Origin of the sequence: Grimontia sp. NTOU-MAR1, assembly GCF_035758505.1 — a bacterium.
GTDB classification, from domain to species: Bacteria; Pseudomonadota; Gammaproteobacteria; order Enterobacterales; family Vibrionaceae; genus Enterovibrio; species Enterovibrio marinus.
This window is the reverse complement of record NZ_CP142109.1, coordinates 613311-629266: the sequence shown is the minus strand read 5'-3', so window position 1 is coordinate 629266 and position 15956 is coordinate 613311. Positions and strand designations below refer to the sequence as shown.

Sequence of the window (15956 nt, the reverse complement as noted above, 5' to 3'; positions counted from 1 at the left end):
AAGTCCTCAATCGGCCTCATTGAATTGGCCATTAGTACTTCGGGTGATATGTTGGTTAAAACTCACCACAAGGACAGAAAGCAAAAATGGGACAGACCACCAAATCGCTCAACGAAAAACAAATTAGCTTTATCGAACAGCAAAAAATCTACTTTGTGGGCACAGCAGCAGATTCAGGTACCGTTAATATTTCACCAAAGGGTGGTGATTCACTGCGCGTGATAGATAACAAAACGCTGGCTTGGCTTAATCTGACAGGAAGTGGCAATGAATCTGCCGCCCATGTACTGAAAGATGCACGGATGACCGTCATGTGGTGTGCGTTTGAAGCCGCGCCGTTGATCCTAAGGGCTTATGGGCAAGCACGCGCACTGCACCGCAACGATCCGGAATGGGAAATTTATACCTCACTGTTTCCTGAAAGCATTGCATCACGTCAGGTTTTTCTTTTGGATATTGATATGGTGCAAGCGTCCTGCGGCATGTCTGTTCCCTTCTACAGCTACGAAGGTGACAGAGATGAACTGGCTAAGTGGTCTGAGCGTCAAGGCGCGGAAGGTATTCAGAAATATTGGCTGAAAAAGAACCAGGTAAGCCTTGACGGTTTTGAAACTGATATTGCTGCCAAAGCTGGCATCAGTATCGAAGAATAGTCCACGAAAACGCGGGCGTTTCCGCGTTTTTTCTCCTTTCTTCCCTTGTCTTTTTGTCTAATTTATTGGCCTTTTCCACTATTTCTGTATATTTATTAATTCTTCCATGTATACGGAGAAGTACCTTACTCATACTTGCTGCTGAATATTGAGGGGAATCACAATATTAAGTCACATAGCAGTCAGTGACACTCCCCAAGCCGTCATAGAATAAAAGAAGTTTTCCTAACGGATATTCACAATGACAACAAAAATTATTCTAGACACCGATCCAGGTATTGACGACGCGATGGCAATCCTGTTTGCAGAGGCAAGTCCCGAGATCGAGTTGGTTGGCTTAACCACGGTATATGGCAATGCGGACATAGATATAAGCACGCGAAATGCGCTTTATCTAAAACAGCGTTTTGGCTTTAAATGCGATGTCACACAAGGTGCTTCAAAGCCACTAAAGCGTCAACCTGTTGGTGCTAGCGTTGCGGTACATGGCGAAAATGGATTTGGTGATGTCGAGATCAAAGCGCCAACCATCAGTGCTGATCAACGACCAGCCCACCAATACATTATTGAGACTGTAAAAGCGTCACCTGGCGAAATCACTCTGGTTGCCGTCGGTCCGTTAACCAATCTGGCGCTGGCACTAGAACAAGCGCCGGAAATCACCAAATTAGTCAAAGAAGTCGTCATTATGGGCGGTGCTTTCGGTACTCATGAGCACACAGGCAATGTGACGCCTTTCGCGGAAGCCAATGTTCATGACGACCCACATGCTGCTGATACCGTTTTCACTGCGGATTGGCCTGTCACTGTCATCGGCCTAGACGTAACCCATGAAGCCTTCTTTTCCACAGACTACATCGACACTTTGCGTGATACCTGTGGCGACGTGGGCGAGTTTGTATGGGACATCAGTCGCTTTTACCTCGACTTCTACAAGTCCCGAATGGGCGTAAATGGCTGCTTTGTGCATGACTCATCTGCGATTGCCTACGTGATTGACCCAAGTTTGTTTGAAGTGCGTGGTGGCCCCATCCGAGTAGTATGCGACGGCCCAGCTGAAGGAATGACGCTGCAAAAGCACAATGACACTAAGCACAAGGCAGACGAATGGGCAGATTGGCCGGCACAGAATGTCGCCATAAAAGTGAATGATCAGGCGCTACTTGATTTGTACCTCGATACCATCACCAGCTACAGCAGTTAATTCATGACTCACGATATACTAAGGGAGTCTGTTGCCTTCTTTTAAGCACAGGCTCCATTATTCACATGACAACAGAATGCCCAAAAGGGCCCAGAGTCATAATGTCTTCCTCAAACCTTAGGTCTAAGTAAAAGACTCAAAAGAGAAACTGATAAGCTGTTCGATGATGATAAGGCTGGTTGGCTTGATATACCCCGCTTTTCTCGCCCCATTCAGGGTGGTTGGGTCCATCTGGTAAGTATTGGGTCTCAAGCGCAAGACCATCGAAGTTCTCATAGTAACCAAGTTCACCAGGTGTTCCCTCAAGGCAATTGCCCGAGTAGAACTGGATAGCCGGTTTTGTCGTGCTCACTTTCATGATGACAGAGCGATCCGGCGCCAACAAAGACACTGCCAATGCTTCCCCATCACACACATCCGGATCGAAAATAAAGGCATGATCGTACCCCCCAGCGACTTTTTGATCTTTATCGGCTAGAAAATCCCGCCCAATGGCTTTGAGTTCAGAAAAGTCGAAGGCGGTTTTACTGATGGGATTCCACACACCGGTAGGAATGAGGTCTTTCCGCGTAGGGAGGTAGTGGCTGGCTTCCATCATCAGCATGTGCTCGAGACTTTTCACACCTGACCCCACGCCTCCAAGGTTAAAATACGCATGATTAGTCAGGTTGATGGGGCAGGTTTTATCACACTCAGCCTGATACTGGATTTCGACACGGTTATCTTCATCCAGCAGGTAGGTCACGCTTGCAAATAGGTTTCCCGGAAATCCCTGATCTCCGTCTTCTGAATGGAGGTTGAATGTCACCGCGTTGTCACTCTGTGCGACAATCGCCCAGCGGCGTTTATCAAAACCCTGTTTGCCTCCATGAAGCATGTTTTTTCCTTCGTTACCGTTAAGGGAATATATGCGATCATCCAGAGAAAATTGGCTTCCATCGATACGGTTAGCATAACGCCCCACGATCGCGCCAAAATAGGCGCTTTGCTTTCGATGGCATGCCATGTCAGGTGAATGCAGTAACACTTCACGGATACCCGAAACCAGAGGCAATCGGCAACTTAGCCAAGTCGCACCGACGTCCATCAAGGATATAGTCATGCCATGGCTGTTTTTGAGATGCACCAATTGAGCGGGCAATTCATCATAAGATGGCGTGGAAGTGAACGCCTGCTCCAGCCCTTCCAAGTATGCCTCGTTTCTCATGACATCCCCTATCACTCTCTCACTTCACCCGATCCAGCCTTGGCCTGACAAACATAAATATCAGCGTTCAACCCAGTCAACGCATGATACTTTGCTGCGACCACAGTCCGAACAGCCTCCACTTTATCGGGTGCGACCAGCGCGACAACACAGCCCCCAAAACCGCCGCCAGTCATGCGCACGCCGCCTTCTTCTCCTATCACAGACTTAACCATCTCCACCAACGCATCGATCTCCGGTACAGTGATTTCAAAATCATCCCGCATCGAGGCGTGAGACGCCGCCATCAAGGCACCCATTGCTTTTAAATCACCTTGTTGGAGAGCGGAGGCAGCCGCAAGGGTTCTTTCGTTCTCGGTGATCACATGACGCGCCCGTTTCGCTACAATTTCGTCGAGCTTGTCAGCAGCAAGTTCAAAGTCTTCCAAAGAAACATCTCGAAGAGCTGCTACACCGAAAAAGCACGCCGCTTCTTCACATTGCTCACGCCTAGTGTTGTATTCGCTGTCCACCAACCCACGCTTTTTGTTTGAGTTGATGATGACCACCGCCATATCTTGTGGCATAGAAACCGGGGTTGTTTGCAGTGTTCGGCAATCGATCAACAAAGCGTGATCATCTATGCCTTTTGCGGAAATCAACTGATCCATAATGCCGCAGTTACAGCCTACAAACTCGTTCTCCGCTTGCTGACCGTTCAACGCAATGTCCGACTGGGAAATATCAAGTTGGTAGAGGGTCTTGAAAGTTTGCCCAATCACCACTTCAAGGGCAGCAGATGAACTCAATCCGGCTCCCTGCGGAACGTTACCGCTCACGGCCAGATCTGCGCCTTTGAACTGGTAGCCACGTTGCTTGAGACACACAACAACGCCTCGAATGTAATTGGCCCACATTTTCTCGGGCAGAAAAGCAATATCTTCCTCAAGCGAGAATTCATCCGTAGCATTGTCGTAGTCAGCCGCTACTACACGGATGATGTTGTCCTGACGCGGAGAAGCCGCCACAACAGTCTGATAGTTGATCGCACAAGGCAGCACAAAGCCATCATTATAGTCGGTGTGCTCCCCAATCAGATTCACGCGTCCGGGCGCCTGAACCAGATATTTAGCCTTATAGCCAAAATTGGCGTTAGATGCCTGTTTTACCTTGTGAATAGGGTTATTCATGGCCTTTCCCTGCCTGTTCTGCGCTTTCTTTGTAATGGATATCACTGACGGCGCGAAGACGTTCAGCGGCTTGTTCCGGTGTCAGATCACGTTGGGTTTCCGCCAACATTTCATACCCCACCATGAACTTTCGCACTGTGGCACTGCGAAGCAGCGGAGGAAAAAAATGCGCATGTAACTGCCAGTGCTCGATGTCCGTTCCTTCCTCATAAAAAGGCGCGTAGTGCCACCCCATCGAATAGGGGAAAGGACATTGGAATAAGTTGTCATAACGGCTGGTGAGTTTTTTCAGCACCAACGCCAGATCGTCGCGTTGTTCGTCACTCAACTCCTCCATTCGCCGTATCGCTGCCTTCGGCATGAGCAGGGTTTCAAATGGCCATGCCGCCCAATAGGGAACCACCGCCATCCAGTGCTGGGTTTCCACCACAGTGCGGGAGCCGTCCGCCATTTCTGCCTTGACGTAATCGAGTAGCAGGTTCGAGCCGTGTTCTTGAAGATAAGCCTTCAGAAAGGTTTCCTTCCGGGCAATTTCATTCGGCAGAAAACTGTTGGCCCAGATTTGTCCGTGAGGATGGGGCTGCGAGCACCCCATGGCCTCACCTTTGTTCTCGAATGCCTGAACCCAAAGGTAATCTTTTCCAAGAGATTCAATCTGCTCATTCCAGGTTTCTATCACACCCCGAATCGCCTTCAAGGAGAGTTCTGGCAGTGTTTTACTGTGGTCTGGTGAAAAACAAATTACCCGACTCAAACCACGAGCACCCTCAATTTTGAACAGCGGATGGTCGCTTCCTTCAGGACTCGGTGAATCCTTCATCAAGGCAGCGAAATCATTGTCGAAAACGAAAGTGCCGTCGTAAGCAGGGTTAACATCACCCGATACCCGTGTGTTTCCGGGACAAAGAAAACAACCGCTGTCATAAGTAGGAAGCACTTCTTCAGAATGCTTTTCATCCTGGCCGCTCCAAGGCCGTTTAGCTCGATGTGGCGAAACTAGCACATATTGCCCGGTCAGCGGATTGTATCTGCGGTGTGGATGGTCGGTAGGATCAAACGGGTTATTCACTGTCTCAACTGCCTTGTTTCATGTTTTGTCCATTCGATAACGTTTACTACTTATAGAAGCATTTTTTAACATTGTAAACGTTTACAATGAAATCATAGCATGTGTTCAGAACATAACCAGCCAGATAAAGAAAAACGATGTCGTTACTCTATTTCGGAGACGAGAAAAAGAGAGCTCTTCAATTGTGTTTGATTGCATCCAGTTGATTTAAATAAAAACGCGAGTCACATGACTCGCGTTTTTTATTCCAAGGAAACCCATTGTCTCCGCCATACTGGTGCATCGAGTGGAACTGGCCAATACAGTCCAAAAATATCAGATAGCGACTCACCTACCGCATAGAAATCAATGCTTTATATTGCCCACCAAAAGGCCGGCACCACATCCTTTTCGTTCACTTTGACTCTATTTCAATTCGTTGATTACATGTTTTTTAGGGGCTTCACGACTGCGTCCAACCCTTCAATTTTTAGCGCCAAGCACAAGGCAAGCAATTGACCTAATTCTCCTTTAGGAAACCCCTGCTTTTCAAACCAAAGCAAATATTCTTCTGGTAGGTCAATCAAAACCCTTCCAGCATATTTGCCAAACGGCATTTTCATTCTCGCCAGTTTGAGCATGTTTTCTTTTTCGAGCATCGTCACGCTTCACTTTCTATTGGGCAAGAGGTAAGTCTATCACGCTGCACACTGTGGCTCGCGCGATCTTCTGCCCACCTGTCAAAGCAAGCATGAAATCGCGTCTCAGTTGTAGGGAAAACCGAGTTATTCATTCTTAGTTAAAACAACAGCAACATAAACGCTGGCTAATGTGTATCACTTCATGATGACAGCTAGAGGCGACTACCATGCCTTCACAAGGATTTAATACCGCGTTTTTGAGTGCTCCTGTTTCACTACCCCGACTGGGTGAAAGCCTGTTAGAGGTAGCTTGGGAATACGGAGAACCTTTGCACTACGAACACTTTTCACTGGTTATGAACCGCGAAACCAAAATGGCGTTTTATACCGCCCACAATATCGACAGGCAAACACTCATGAGCCTGAAGCGCGCCAGATGGAAGCTCGATCCCCGCGTCGATATTGATTATCAGGCAGGCCCAGCCGTTTATAAGAATAACGTATGGGATCGTGGTCATATGGTGCGCCGCGCGGCCATTACCTGGGGCTCCCGTTCAGAGGCAAGTCAGGCAAACAAAGACTCCTTCTTCTACACCAACGCCAATCTGCAACACGCCAAATTCAATCAAGACGAGTGGTTGGAACTCGAGAACTGGCTGCTGGAAGAGGAGGAGCTCGACGACAAGCTTTCCGTGTTTACCGGCCCCATCAACACCATCAACGACCAACCTTACCGAGGAACTTACATTCCCTCTGCATTCTGGAAAGTGATTGTATTCACCAAAGGCGGAGAACTTCAATGCCGTGCATTCTTGATGAAACAAAGCGAGTTCTGGGACGATCATGATGGTCGGAATACGCTAAATCTGGAAAGCTATCAGGTTTCGCTTACACAAATCACTGAGCTCACTGATCTTTACTTCCAACAAGAGCTCTATGACGCGAATCCGATGTTCTATTCCCCAAACAACTTCACAACGTCAAATGATATCGACACGCCAGAAATGCGCCCTATCGAATCGCCGACTGACATCGTGGATGACCGTGGAAAATACACCGATTTCGTTCAGGAGCTTTGGGATGCCGATGACAACCGCTTCGACGTCACACGTCTTACGGATGGCCGCTGGATGAACGAAAACGCAGATATCCGCCTCTATGAGCAAGGCTACCGACGCCCTGGTAAACGTGATTTGGCCAAGTTCTTTCTGTTCGATGAAGTAAATACCGACAAGCTGATGTTCCTCCCTTCCTATCAGGCGTTCAAGCGACTGATGGATAACTATAATGAGCTTGAGCGCGACGAAGAGAAATACAGCGATGTTGAACTGGCCGAGATTGAGCATTTCCTCGATACCTGTTTTGCCCGCTACGACGATGAAGACAGGATCTCACTCATGGAGTCGGTCTACCAATACATCACGGATGATCAAAGTGAAGGCGGCCTTGGATTTGCCCAAGCCAAGCTCACCGAAATGTCCTTTACCAGTGCCACTTTTGGTGAAGGACAGTGCATAGACCTAACCAGCATCCAAACCTTTCGCGAAACGGTCAGAAATATTTGGTTCGGGCTTTACACTAACAACTTCGGCAACCGTGAGGTGAAACATGCCTCGGGCTTCGAACATGTCTTTTTGGGTGAGATTAAGCGCGAAGGATCCCGTTATGAAATCGGTGGTTACCACTTCTGGGCGAAATTCTTCTGGGATGAGCAGAACGCTAAAGGCGGAAAAGCCGATTTGGAGTATCTAGGCTCTTTCTATGATGGCCCTGAAGGAAACCTCAATACCGACGTCGCAACATTAGCGATGACTTGGCGCGTGGGCGACAAGATCGCCTCTAAGGAGAAAGGCGGTTTCTTCGTGGGTATGAGCCCCGAATGCCTTTTGGCGCTCGGCACCATGCTGGCATTTGAAAGCTTCCGCAACGATACACAACCACTGCCATTTTTTGATGGCGAATCCAAGCGTAGAGCGGCAATTAACGGCTGGCGCTACGATTTAGTGCTCTACAGAGAAACGCTGAAAAGCCAAGATCGCGGCTTCCATTTGCGCTCTTTCTACCCCGTACTGAAAAGTCGTGATAACCGGGATCCACTATTGGCACCGCACTCCAACACAGATGTCTTACTTTACGAGGAAGGCGATGTAGTGATTGCTTCTGCGATGCCAAATCCACCGGGTGTTGGCGATCAAAATGAGTGGGTATCCATTCGCAATGAAACGCCGGGACTAATTGACGTCACTGGCTGGCAAATCCGAACTAAATCGGGCTCCACAGTGCTTCGCGAGAAAACCAAGTTACCTCCAGGCCGGGAGCACAAAATTGTTGTTCGCGCAGGTGACGGTGGGGCAGCACTTTCGAATAAAGGAACAGTGATTGAGCTATTGGATACGGAAGATACTGTTATTTCCAAAGTGGAATACAAATCGGTGAGCCGCCGCGCTGAGGGGCAGGTACTGAACTTCAGTTAGCGAATCTTACGAAACAAAGCCAAAGGCGCGGGACTTCGCGCCTTTCTTCTTTCAATATATCAATCCAAGACGCAGGTTTCGCAACCGAACATCTTGCCATGCATCCAACAGCCGACACAGAAACCCAGCACCGCTTCCAGCCAGGTCAACATAAAGCAGATACCAACACGGCAAACAGCCATATGTCGGGCATTTCCAGCAAGCGAAACGTCAGGCAGGTGATCCCCATAATGGCTCCGAGGCTCCATGCAAAGCGCTTTGGTTTTATCGGTTTCCAGATAGCTTTGAAGCGCATGGTCATCGCTGTACCCAACATTCCAGTAGGGCTCAGTGGTATCAACCCGAACATCGCTGCCATTATCATATCGAAAATCACATAAGGGCCGACATAGATCACTGGATCCCATTCAGGGCGAACCAACAGGAACACCATGGTGACCGCGGATAGCACATTCAATAAACCCGCCCTGGCCCGCGCCGCAGATCGCTCTCACCCGGAATGGCCTGTCTCATTGCCAGTATCGGGGTGGTAAAGAAGGTATGATATTGCTCTAATTCGTCAGCGCACATGAACCTTTTCCTGAATCATTTTCTTTTAAGTCTATACGCTGGTTAAATTCCCACCTCGGCGTCGGCCAAATCTTGCTCGCTGAGCAACTTTTCGCCCACCCCACAGGCAATACCTTGCTCTCTCCTTTTCATGATTGATTTAAGTCACTGTTTTCATTAAATTCCATCACTGGCACACCCCTTGCGTTAGTTCCCACGTAGTAAACAACCTCTTCCGAATTTTTTATAGGGAAATGACAATGCCAACTCCTTGTTATATCGCCATCGAAGGCAAAACTCAGGGCAATATCACCGCCGGTGCCTTCACCGCTGACTCTGTCGGTAACATCTATGTGGAAGGCCACGAAGACGAGATGCTGGTGCAAGCCTTTGACCACATCGTGACTGTACCGACTGACCCTCAAAGCGGTCAGCCGTCAGGCCAACGTGTTCATAAGCCATTCAAATTCACTGTGGCACTGAACAAAGCCGTGCCCCTGATGTACAACGCTCTAGCCTCCGGCGAGATGCTGCCGAAGATTGAGCTCAAGTGGTACCGCACCTCTGTTGAAGGCAAGCAGGAGCACTTCTTCTCTACCATCCTCACTGACGGCACCATCATCGATATCGATTGCAACATGCCTCACTGTCAGGACGCACAGAAGAAAGAGTTCACCCAGCTGGTGACTGTGTCTGTCGCGTACCGCAAGATTGACTGGGAGCACACAGTTGCCGGTACTTCCGGTGCGGATGACTGGCGTGCGCCTATCGAAGCTTAAGGCTTCTTGGCAGAAGGCGTGTTTCTTTGTGAAGCAGGCCTTTCTGACCCCACCCGCCTCCGTGGCGGGTTTTGTCGTCAGACAGCGACGTCTGATGAAGCTTCTGAAGTCTCTCAGAAGCACTGGATAGTTCTTGCTGGGTATCTCTATGGCTACGGAAAGCGGTCTCCAATTTACTCTTCATGTCGAAGGCTTGCCTGACGACACCTTTGTGGTGGTCGACTTTCAGGGTGATGCCCATCTCTCGGCCCCTTTCTGTTTTGATATCAAGCTGGCCAGCCGCCATGAAACAGTGTCTGAAAATGACACGGTGGACCGTAATGTCACTTTGGTCATTTGGCATGACGGGGAGCTCAAGCAACGCTTCCACGGGATTGTCCGACGGTTCTCACGGGGTGATACGGGTTTCCATCACACCCGTTATGCACTGGAGATGGTGCCGTCCCTTGCCAGACTGTCCCTTCGTCAGAACAGCCGTATTTTCCAGCAGCAGTCTGCCCCGGAAATCATGAGCATTCTCTTGCAGGAGATGGGCATTGATGATTATGCGTTCTCGCTCTCCGGTAAACCTAAGACCCGTGAGTATTGTGTCCAGTACCGCGAGACGGACCTTGAGTTCTTAGAACGTATAGCGGCGGAAGAAGGCATTTTCTATTGCTTCCTGCACAGTAAAGACAAGCACACGGTGCTGTTCTCGGATGATACCCAGACCCTGTCTGCCTCAGGCCTTGCGCTGCCTTATAACGTGAATGTGGGTGGGATATCTAAAGAGAGTTTTGTTAAAGGCTGGCAGTATTCGGCGCAGGCAAGACCGTCTTCCGCACAGCTGAAAGATTACAGTTTTAAAAAGCCGGCCTATGGCTTTTTACATGAACACGCCGGCACGGAAATGGCCTTCCAGCGTGGTACGTATGAACATTATGACTACCCAGGGCGCTATAAGAGTGATGCCTCAGGGAAGCCCTTTACCCAGTACCGCCTTGAGCATTTAAGAAGTGATGCCATCACGGCGACGGCACAAAGCAATGTCCCGCAGGTTCAGCCGGGCATGCTGTTTGACCTGGTTGACCATCCGGATGACGCCACGAACCGCGACTGGGTGGTGGTCTCTGCCCATTGTGAAGGCACCCAGCCTCAGGCGCTGGAAGAGGCCGGCGGTGAGGGCATGACCACCTTCCACAATACTTTTTCGGTCATTCCTGCTCACCGGCCTTGGCGTCCGACGCCACAGCCGAAACCTTGTGTCCATGGCCCGCAAATTGCGATTGTTACCGGCCCCGATGGTGAGGAAATCTTCTGTGATGAACATGGCAGGGTGAAGGTGCAGTTCCCCTGGGACCGTTATGGCAACAGTGATGATGCCTCCAGCTGTTGGGTACGTGTTTCTCAGGGCTGGGCGGGCGGTCAGTATGGCATGATGGCCATTCCCCGCATCGGTCATGAGGTGATTGTGTCTTTCCTTGAAGGCGACCCGGACCAGCCGATTGTCACCGGGCGTACGTATCACACCACCAATGTGCCTCCCTACCCGCTGCCCGCCAACAAGACGCGTACGGTACTCAGAACCGAAACCCATCAGGGCGAAGGTTTTAATGAGCTTCGCTTTGAGGACCAGGCGGGACAGGAAGAAATTTATGTCCATGCCCAGAAGGACATGAACCTGCTGGTCGAGAATGACCGTAAGGACAACATCAAACACGACCTCCACCTGGATGTAGAGAATGAAAGGTTCCAACACATCAAAGCTGACGATCATTTAACGGTCGATGGGCAATCCAAAGAGCATGTGAAAGGTGATATCAGCCTGACAGTCGATACCTCACTGCACATCAAGCAAGGGAAGAAACAACTGCTTGAAGCAGGCACTGAAATTCACCACAAAGCGGGCGACAAAGTCATCATCGAAGCAGGTACTGAAATTACCGTCAAAACCGCCGCTGGCTTTGTAAAACTGGACCCTGCTGGGGTTCATATTTCAGGCCCTGTCGTGAACCTCAACTCAGGGGGAAGTGCGGGAAGTGGTAGCGGGTTTAGGGGACTCAAACCTATGCTGCCAAACGAACAACGCGCATTTAATCGACGGGTCATGATACTTCACGACAAGTCTGAAGAACCTGTTCCATTTGTTGATTATCGAATCGAACTCGCTGACGGAACTGCCTTTGAGGGTCAATCTGACAAAAATGGCATTGCTTACTTCGTTGAGTCTGGCGAAGAACCACAACCCTTTAAAGTTTACTTGAGAGATGAAGGATGAATTGGAGATTAGCCAGTGAAGGGAACACCACACCTTCCAGTGATTCAGAACCATTAGTCGTTCGAGCCCCGATGGGTAATCAGTTTTGGCTCGAAAACACCGGTGATGGTAACTTGGATGTTAAGTATTATGTTAACGGCCAAGCCTCCCCTCCACTTCCTCAAACCTCAGACAGGCCAACGTTGCTAGACAATAGCCTTGCGGGCACCACAGGAAAACTTGAAATAGAAGTCAACGGCGAGAAAACAACACTTATAGAAGATATTGACTCTTCGTTGCTTACATCTCCAGCCGAGCTTCGCGGAGGTTTAGTTGTTGGTCAACCAAAAAACATAGCGCCAGAACCAAACCCAAGAGTACCCTTTTCTCCTGACACACCACCACTCGACGCAAGAATATTGTTGCCCGACAATGCACTTGGAAATACAGAAATTGACCTTATTTCAGTTATTCCTAGCGCCCCTCATATACAAGCTATTAGCGATGAGGGTATCTATAGTGTTGGCACATTGACAGATGGCCAAATTTCTTGGCTAAAGGAGTCATTTCTGCAGAATTCGGTAGCCACAGTGGGAAACGAATTAGCTGTAGCTATCAGACAAACGGTTAGTCACGGCAAAGAGTTCGGTATTAAAGCTGCAAGAGACTTTCTGAAAGAGGTTATATTTCAAGGAAAGTTTGCAATAAAGAACATTTCCTCATGGGGTGGAAAACCAGCGATTGTGTTCAAGGGAAACCATCGTTCTCGCACTTTCCTTACAGCCGTAATGTATGGCGTAAAAAACAAAAAGATGACATATATATCAAGTTATTCCGAGATAGCTAAAGATATTATCGATGGTAATGTTAGCAGCGCTTCCAAATCAGCCGTGGCAGGAAGTATGCCACTAAAATCTGGTAATTTTGTCGGCTTTGCCATAGCAGCAGCATTTGATGTCCACGCTTTCATGAAAGATGATGACCCGGAGAAGAATTGGGGAGGTCTCCTTGGCATGCTAGGCGTGACATTTGTGAAAGTTTGGGCTGCGGGCTTTGTCGGTCTGCTTGCAGCAAGTGCATTTTTAGCGGCCGTTGCTGGCGCACCGGTTCTTGCCGTAGTTGCAGTTGGTGCTGCTGTAGCGATTGTCGTTGGAGTTGGGCTAGATTTCCTTGATACCCAACTGGGTATAAAAGAAGGTGCCCGCAAGATAGGTCGAGGCTTTGTTGATATCATTGATAGCCTACTCAGCTTTTCGTTTGAAGACCTTGAAGGTATGGTAGATCGATGGGAACAAGACTTTAAATCGTCTTTGAGAGAAAACGACCCGAATGGCTATTGTGCTCTATTCTGCAGCGATTCACTTGATCAACTGGATGCTTGGATGAGAGGTTTGGGTGGTAGAGGTCTTGGAGGTAGATTTTAGTGGTAACTATGCTCAACACTGGGAAAAAAGCCGTCAATGTGGCGAGTTTTATTTCAATCTTCATTTCAATTTTATGCTTGTCGCTTACATTGAGCCTGTACGCAGTAAACAGCGAGAAGTTCTTATTTCAGAGCATTTTCGTAGTACTGTTAATTTTTGTATTTTTTTATTTCCACCTTGCTGGTCGAAATGACAAAGACAGTAATCCAATAAGATACTGGGCTTCAACATTAAGGAAGGTATTGTTGCGCGTCTACTTGTCTATGAGCTTGCTTCCTCTTTTTTTCATCGAATCACTCCCAGGAACACCTTATTTAGTTATGGCTTCGACTTGTCTAATCTCTGGTGTAACCGCTTTTCTTTCTGGAAAATACTATTTCAGCACCGAAATCCTAAACCAGAAGATGACACGAGCAGGCATGTTCACTAATGACTATGCAAACGGTACTGAAACTATCTCTGCTGGAGTATTTCACTCATTTCGAGCCCCAACCAACGCCATCGCATCACTTTTTTTAAAAATATTCAAATCCATACTGTTCTCACTGTGTATTGCCGCTCTATTGTTTGGAGCAAGTGCAGGCTTTGTACTTCTTGCCTTAGTTGAAATACTACAGCCTAGTTCTCCTGAGGTTTCATCTCACGCGATCATCATTTTTTTTGCGATTCTCCCCCTGACAACAGCTGGTATGGTCTACATATACCCCATGACAGCGTTTATTAAGAAATGGGGAAAGAACAATACATTGGGTAGCGAATGATGATCACTCAAAGAAGTTCCCTATTAGTCGCATTAGGACTCACATGTATCTCAATGCCTATTAAGGCCTGTGCATCGTTAGAGGGAAGCTACTCCACACCTGCCGACTCATCGACGTCTCAAAAATATGTCGTGGGTGAGTTCAGCGGTAAGCTCGCTATCGGAAATGATGGAGACATCTACCTCGCGAAAGAAATGGATAGGACTGAAAGAGCAGAGTTTGCGGAATATCTTATGATGGGTAGCTCCAAGCTAAATGATGCGAAATGTCTAGTGACACCCTCTAAAGACCTCGCGTTAATCGAAAAAGCTGCTTCACCCGCCGGTGCTGATGTCGCCGAGGTGACGGCATCCGGTAAATCCGTACTGAAATTTGTTGATGATCAGAACCAAAAAGCCATTATCACGCTCACGCCGAAATACAAGATCCGCCAGATACTCTGTGCTTCGGAAACAGAGATTAAGCTCGCTGAAAGTAAGATTTTCTTCTTTAGCAGGCTGTTGGGTATTGTCCCTTTGGTTAAAAACTAAGAATTTAATAAGGAATAAGTCATGGGAAATGCAGTTCGACTGGGTGACACAGGAACAGATCACGATGGGTTCCCACCAACGCCAACAACCGCGGGCTCAGGCACAGTTAAAATTGATGGTATCCCAGTTTGCAGATTGGGTGATCCGCTGGCGCCTCATGACAAGCCCAAACATCCTCCACATGGTCGCAGTATTGCAGCAGGATCAGCGACGGTTTTTGCTGATGGAAAACCCGTAGCAAGAACGGGAGACCCAGTAAGCTGCGGCGGCGTGGTTATAGGTGGTGGCACAGTAAACGTCGGCTAAACCTATTATATTTGTTTCTCCTATCTGGGTTTACCTTCCGATCTAACCGCCTGATCTCTTGATATATTGGGCGGCATCATCCTTCAACAATTCAAATACCTAGCCCCGACAGATTCCTATTTCACTTCAACCCCACCTGATCAATCCGGCCAAATCTTGCTCGCTGAGCAACTTTTCGCCCACCCCACAGGCAATACCTTGCTCTCTCCTTTTCATGATTGATTTAAGTCACTGTTTTCATTAAATTCCATCACTGGCACACCCCTTGCGTTAGTTCCCACGTAGTAAACAACCTCCTCCGAATTTTTATAGGGAAATTAAGATGCCAACTCCTTGTTATATCGCCATCGAAGGCAAAACCCAGGGCAACATCACCGCCGGTGCCTTCACCGCTGACTCTGTCGGTAACATCTATGTGGAAGGCCACGAAGACGAGATGCTGGTGCAAGCCTTTGACCACATCGTGACTGTACCGACTGACCCTCAAAGCGGTCAGCCGTCAGGCCAACGTGTTCATAAGCCATTCAAATTCACTGTGGCACTGAACAAAGCCGTGCCCCTGATGTACAACGCACTCGCGTCTGGCGAGATGCTGCCGAAGATTGAGCTCAAGTGGTACCGCACCTCTGTTGAAGGCAAGCAGGAGCACTTCTTCTCTACCATCCTCACTGACGGCACCATCATCGATATCGATTGCAACATGCCTCACTGTCAGGACGCACAGAAGAAAGAGTTCACCCAGCTGGTGACTGTGTCTGTCGCGTACCGCAAGATTGACTGGGAGCACACAGTTGCCGGTACTTCCGGTGCGGATGACTGGCGTGCGCCTATCGAAGCTTAAGGCTTCTTGGCAGAAGGCTTGTTTCTTTGTGAAGCAGGCCTTTCTGACCCCACCCGCCTCCGTGGCGGGTTTTGTCGTCAGACAGCGACGTCTGATGAAGCTTCTGAAGTCTCTCAGAAGCACTGGATAGTTCT

General features: G+C 48.7%; 15 protein-coding genes. 10 read left to right on the top strand and 5 right to left on the bottom strand.

Annotated features, from left to right (window positions below):
* Positions 1-86: 86 nt before the first annotated feature.
* Positions 87-653 (top strand): pyridoxamine 5'-phosphate oxidase family protein, encoded by a 567-nt coding sequence (locus VP504_RS20760; RefSeq protein ID WP_325895256.1) that lies wholly within the window; start codon positions 87-89, stop codon positions 651-653.
* Between the two features lie 241 nt (positions 654-894).
* Positions 895-1857, top strand: coding sequence for a nucleoside hydrolase (locus VP504_RS20755; RefSeq protein ID WP_325895255.1), 963 nt, complete (start codon positions 895-897; stop codon positions 1855-1857).
* A gap of 136 nt (positions 1858-1993) precedes the next feature.
* Here the strand turns inward: VP504_RS20755 and galM are convergent, their stop codons facing one another.
* The 4 genes from galM to VP504_RS20735 form a co-directional block, all read right to left on the bottom strand.
* On the bottom strand, positions 1994-3064 hold the full coding sequence (gene galM / locus VP504_RS20750) for a galactose-1-epimerase (RefSeq protein ID WP_325895254.1): 1071 nt from the start codon (positions 3062-3064) through the stop codon (positions 1994-1996).
* Between the two features lie 11 nt (positions 3065-3075).
* Complete coding sequence (galK, locus tag VP504_RS20745) at positions 3076-4233, bottom strand: galactokinase (RefSeq protein ID WP_325895253.1); 1158 nt, start codon at positions 4231-4233, stop codon at positions 3076-3078.
* Positions 4226-5302 (bottom strand): UDP-glucose--hexose-1-phosphate uridylyltransferase, encoded by a 1077-nt coding sequence (locus tag VP504_RS20740; protein ID WP_325895252.1) that lies wholly within the window; start codon positions 5300-5302, stop codon positions 4226-4228. The genes galK and VP504_RS20740 overlap by 8 nt, the downstream gene beginning before the upstream one ends.
* Positions 5303-5724: 422 nt before the next feature.
* Positions 5725-5940, bottom strand: coding sequence for a DUF3820 family protein (locus VP504_RS20735; RefSeq protein WP_002542846.1), 216 nt, complete (start codon positions 5938-5940; stop codon positions 5725-5727).
* A 209-nt stretch (positions 5941-6149) separates the two neighbouring features.
* On the opposite strand from VP504_RS20735, the gene VP504_RS20730 reads away from it, so the two are divergent.
* On the top strand, positions 6150-8396 hold the full coding sequence (locus VP504_RS20730; protein WP_325895251.1) for a DNA/RNA non-specific endonuclease: 2247 nt from the start codon (positions 6150-6152) through the stop codon (positions 8394-8396).
* Between the two features lie 145 nt (positions 8397-8541).
* On the opposite strand, the gene VP504_RS20725 is transcribed toward VP504_RS20730, so the two are convergent.
* The gene (locus VP504_RS20725) at positions 8542-8847 is read right to left on the bottom strand and encodes a DUF4395 family protein (protein ID WP_325895457.1); all 306 of its coding nucleotides are present in this window, start codon (positions 8845-8847) and stop codon (positions 8542-8544) included.
* A 358-nt stretch (positions 8848-9205) separates the two neighbouring features.
* Here VP504_RS20725 and VP504_RS20720 point away from each other — a divergent pair, with 358 nt between their 5' ends.
* From VP504_RS20720 to VP504_RS20690, 7 genes are all read left to right on the top strand, one after another.
* Entirely contained in the window at positions 9206-9724 is a 519-nt protein-coding gene (locus VP504_RS20720) for an Hcp family type VI secretion system effector (protein WP_062667983.1), read from the top strand.
* Positions 9725-9872: 148 nt separating this feature from the next.
* Positions 9873-11981, top strand: coding sequence for a type VI secretion system Vgr family protein (gene tssI, locus VP504_RS20715; protein ID WP_325895250.1), 2109 nt, complete (start codon positions 9873-9875; stop codon positions 11979-11981).
* Entirely contained in the window at positions 11978-13384 is a 1407-nt protein-coding gene (locus VP504_RS20710; RefSeq protein WP_325895249.1) for a hypothetical protein, read from the top strand. Before tssI ends, VP504_RS20710 begins: the two co-directional genes overlap by 4 nt.
* Positions 13384-14145 (top strand): hypothetical protein, encoded by a 762-nt coding sequence (locus VP504_RS20705; RefSeq protein ID WP_325895248.1) that lies wholly within the window; start codon positions 13384-13386, stop codon positions 14143-14145. Before VP504_RS20710 ends, VP504_RS20705 begins: the two co-directional genes overlap by 1 nt.
* 53 nt (positions 14146-14198) lie before the next feature.
* Positions 14199-14675, top strand: coding sequence for a hypothetical protein (locus VP504_RS20700; RefSeq protein ID WP_325895247.1), 477 nt, complete (start codon positions 14199-14201; stop codon positions 14673-14675).
* 21 nt (positions 14676-14696) lie between these two features.
* Entirely contained in the window at positions 14697-14981 is a 285-nt protein-coding gene (locus tag VP504_RS20695; protein ID WP_325895246.1) for a type VI secretion system PAAR protein, read from the top strand.
* Positions 14982-15303: 322 nt separating this feature from the next.
* Positions 15304-15822, top strand: a complete 519-nt coding sequence (locus VP504_RS20690; RefSeq protein WP_062667983.1) for an Hcp family type VI secretion system effector — start codon at positions 15304-15306, stop codon at positions 15820-15822.
* Positions 15823-15956 lie beyond the last annotated feature (134 nt).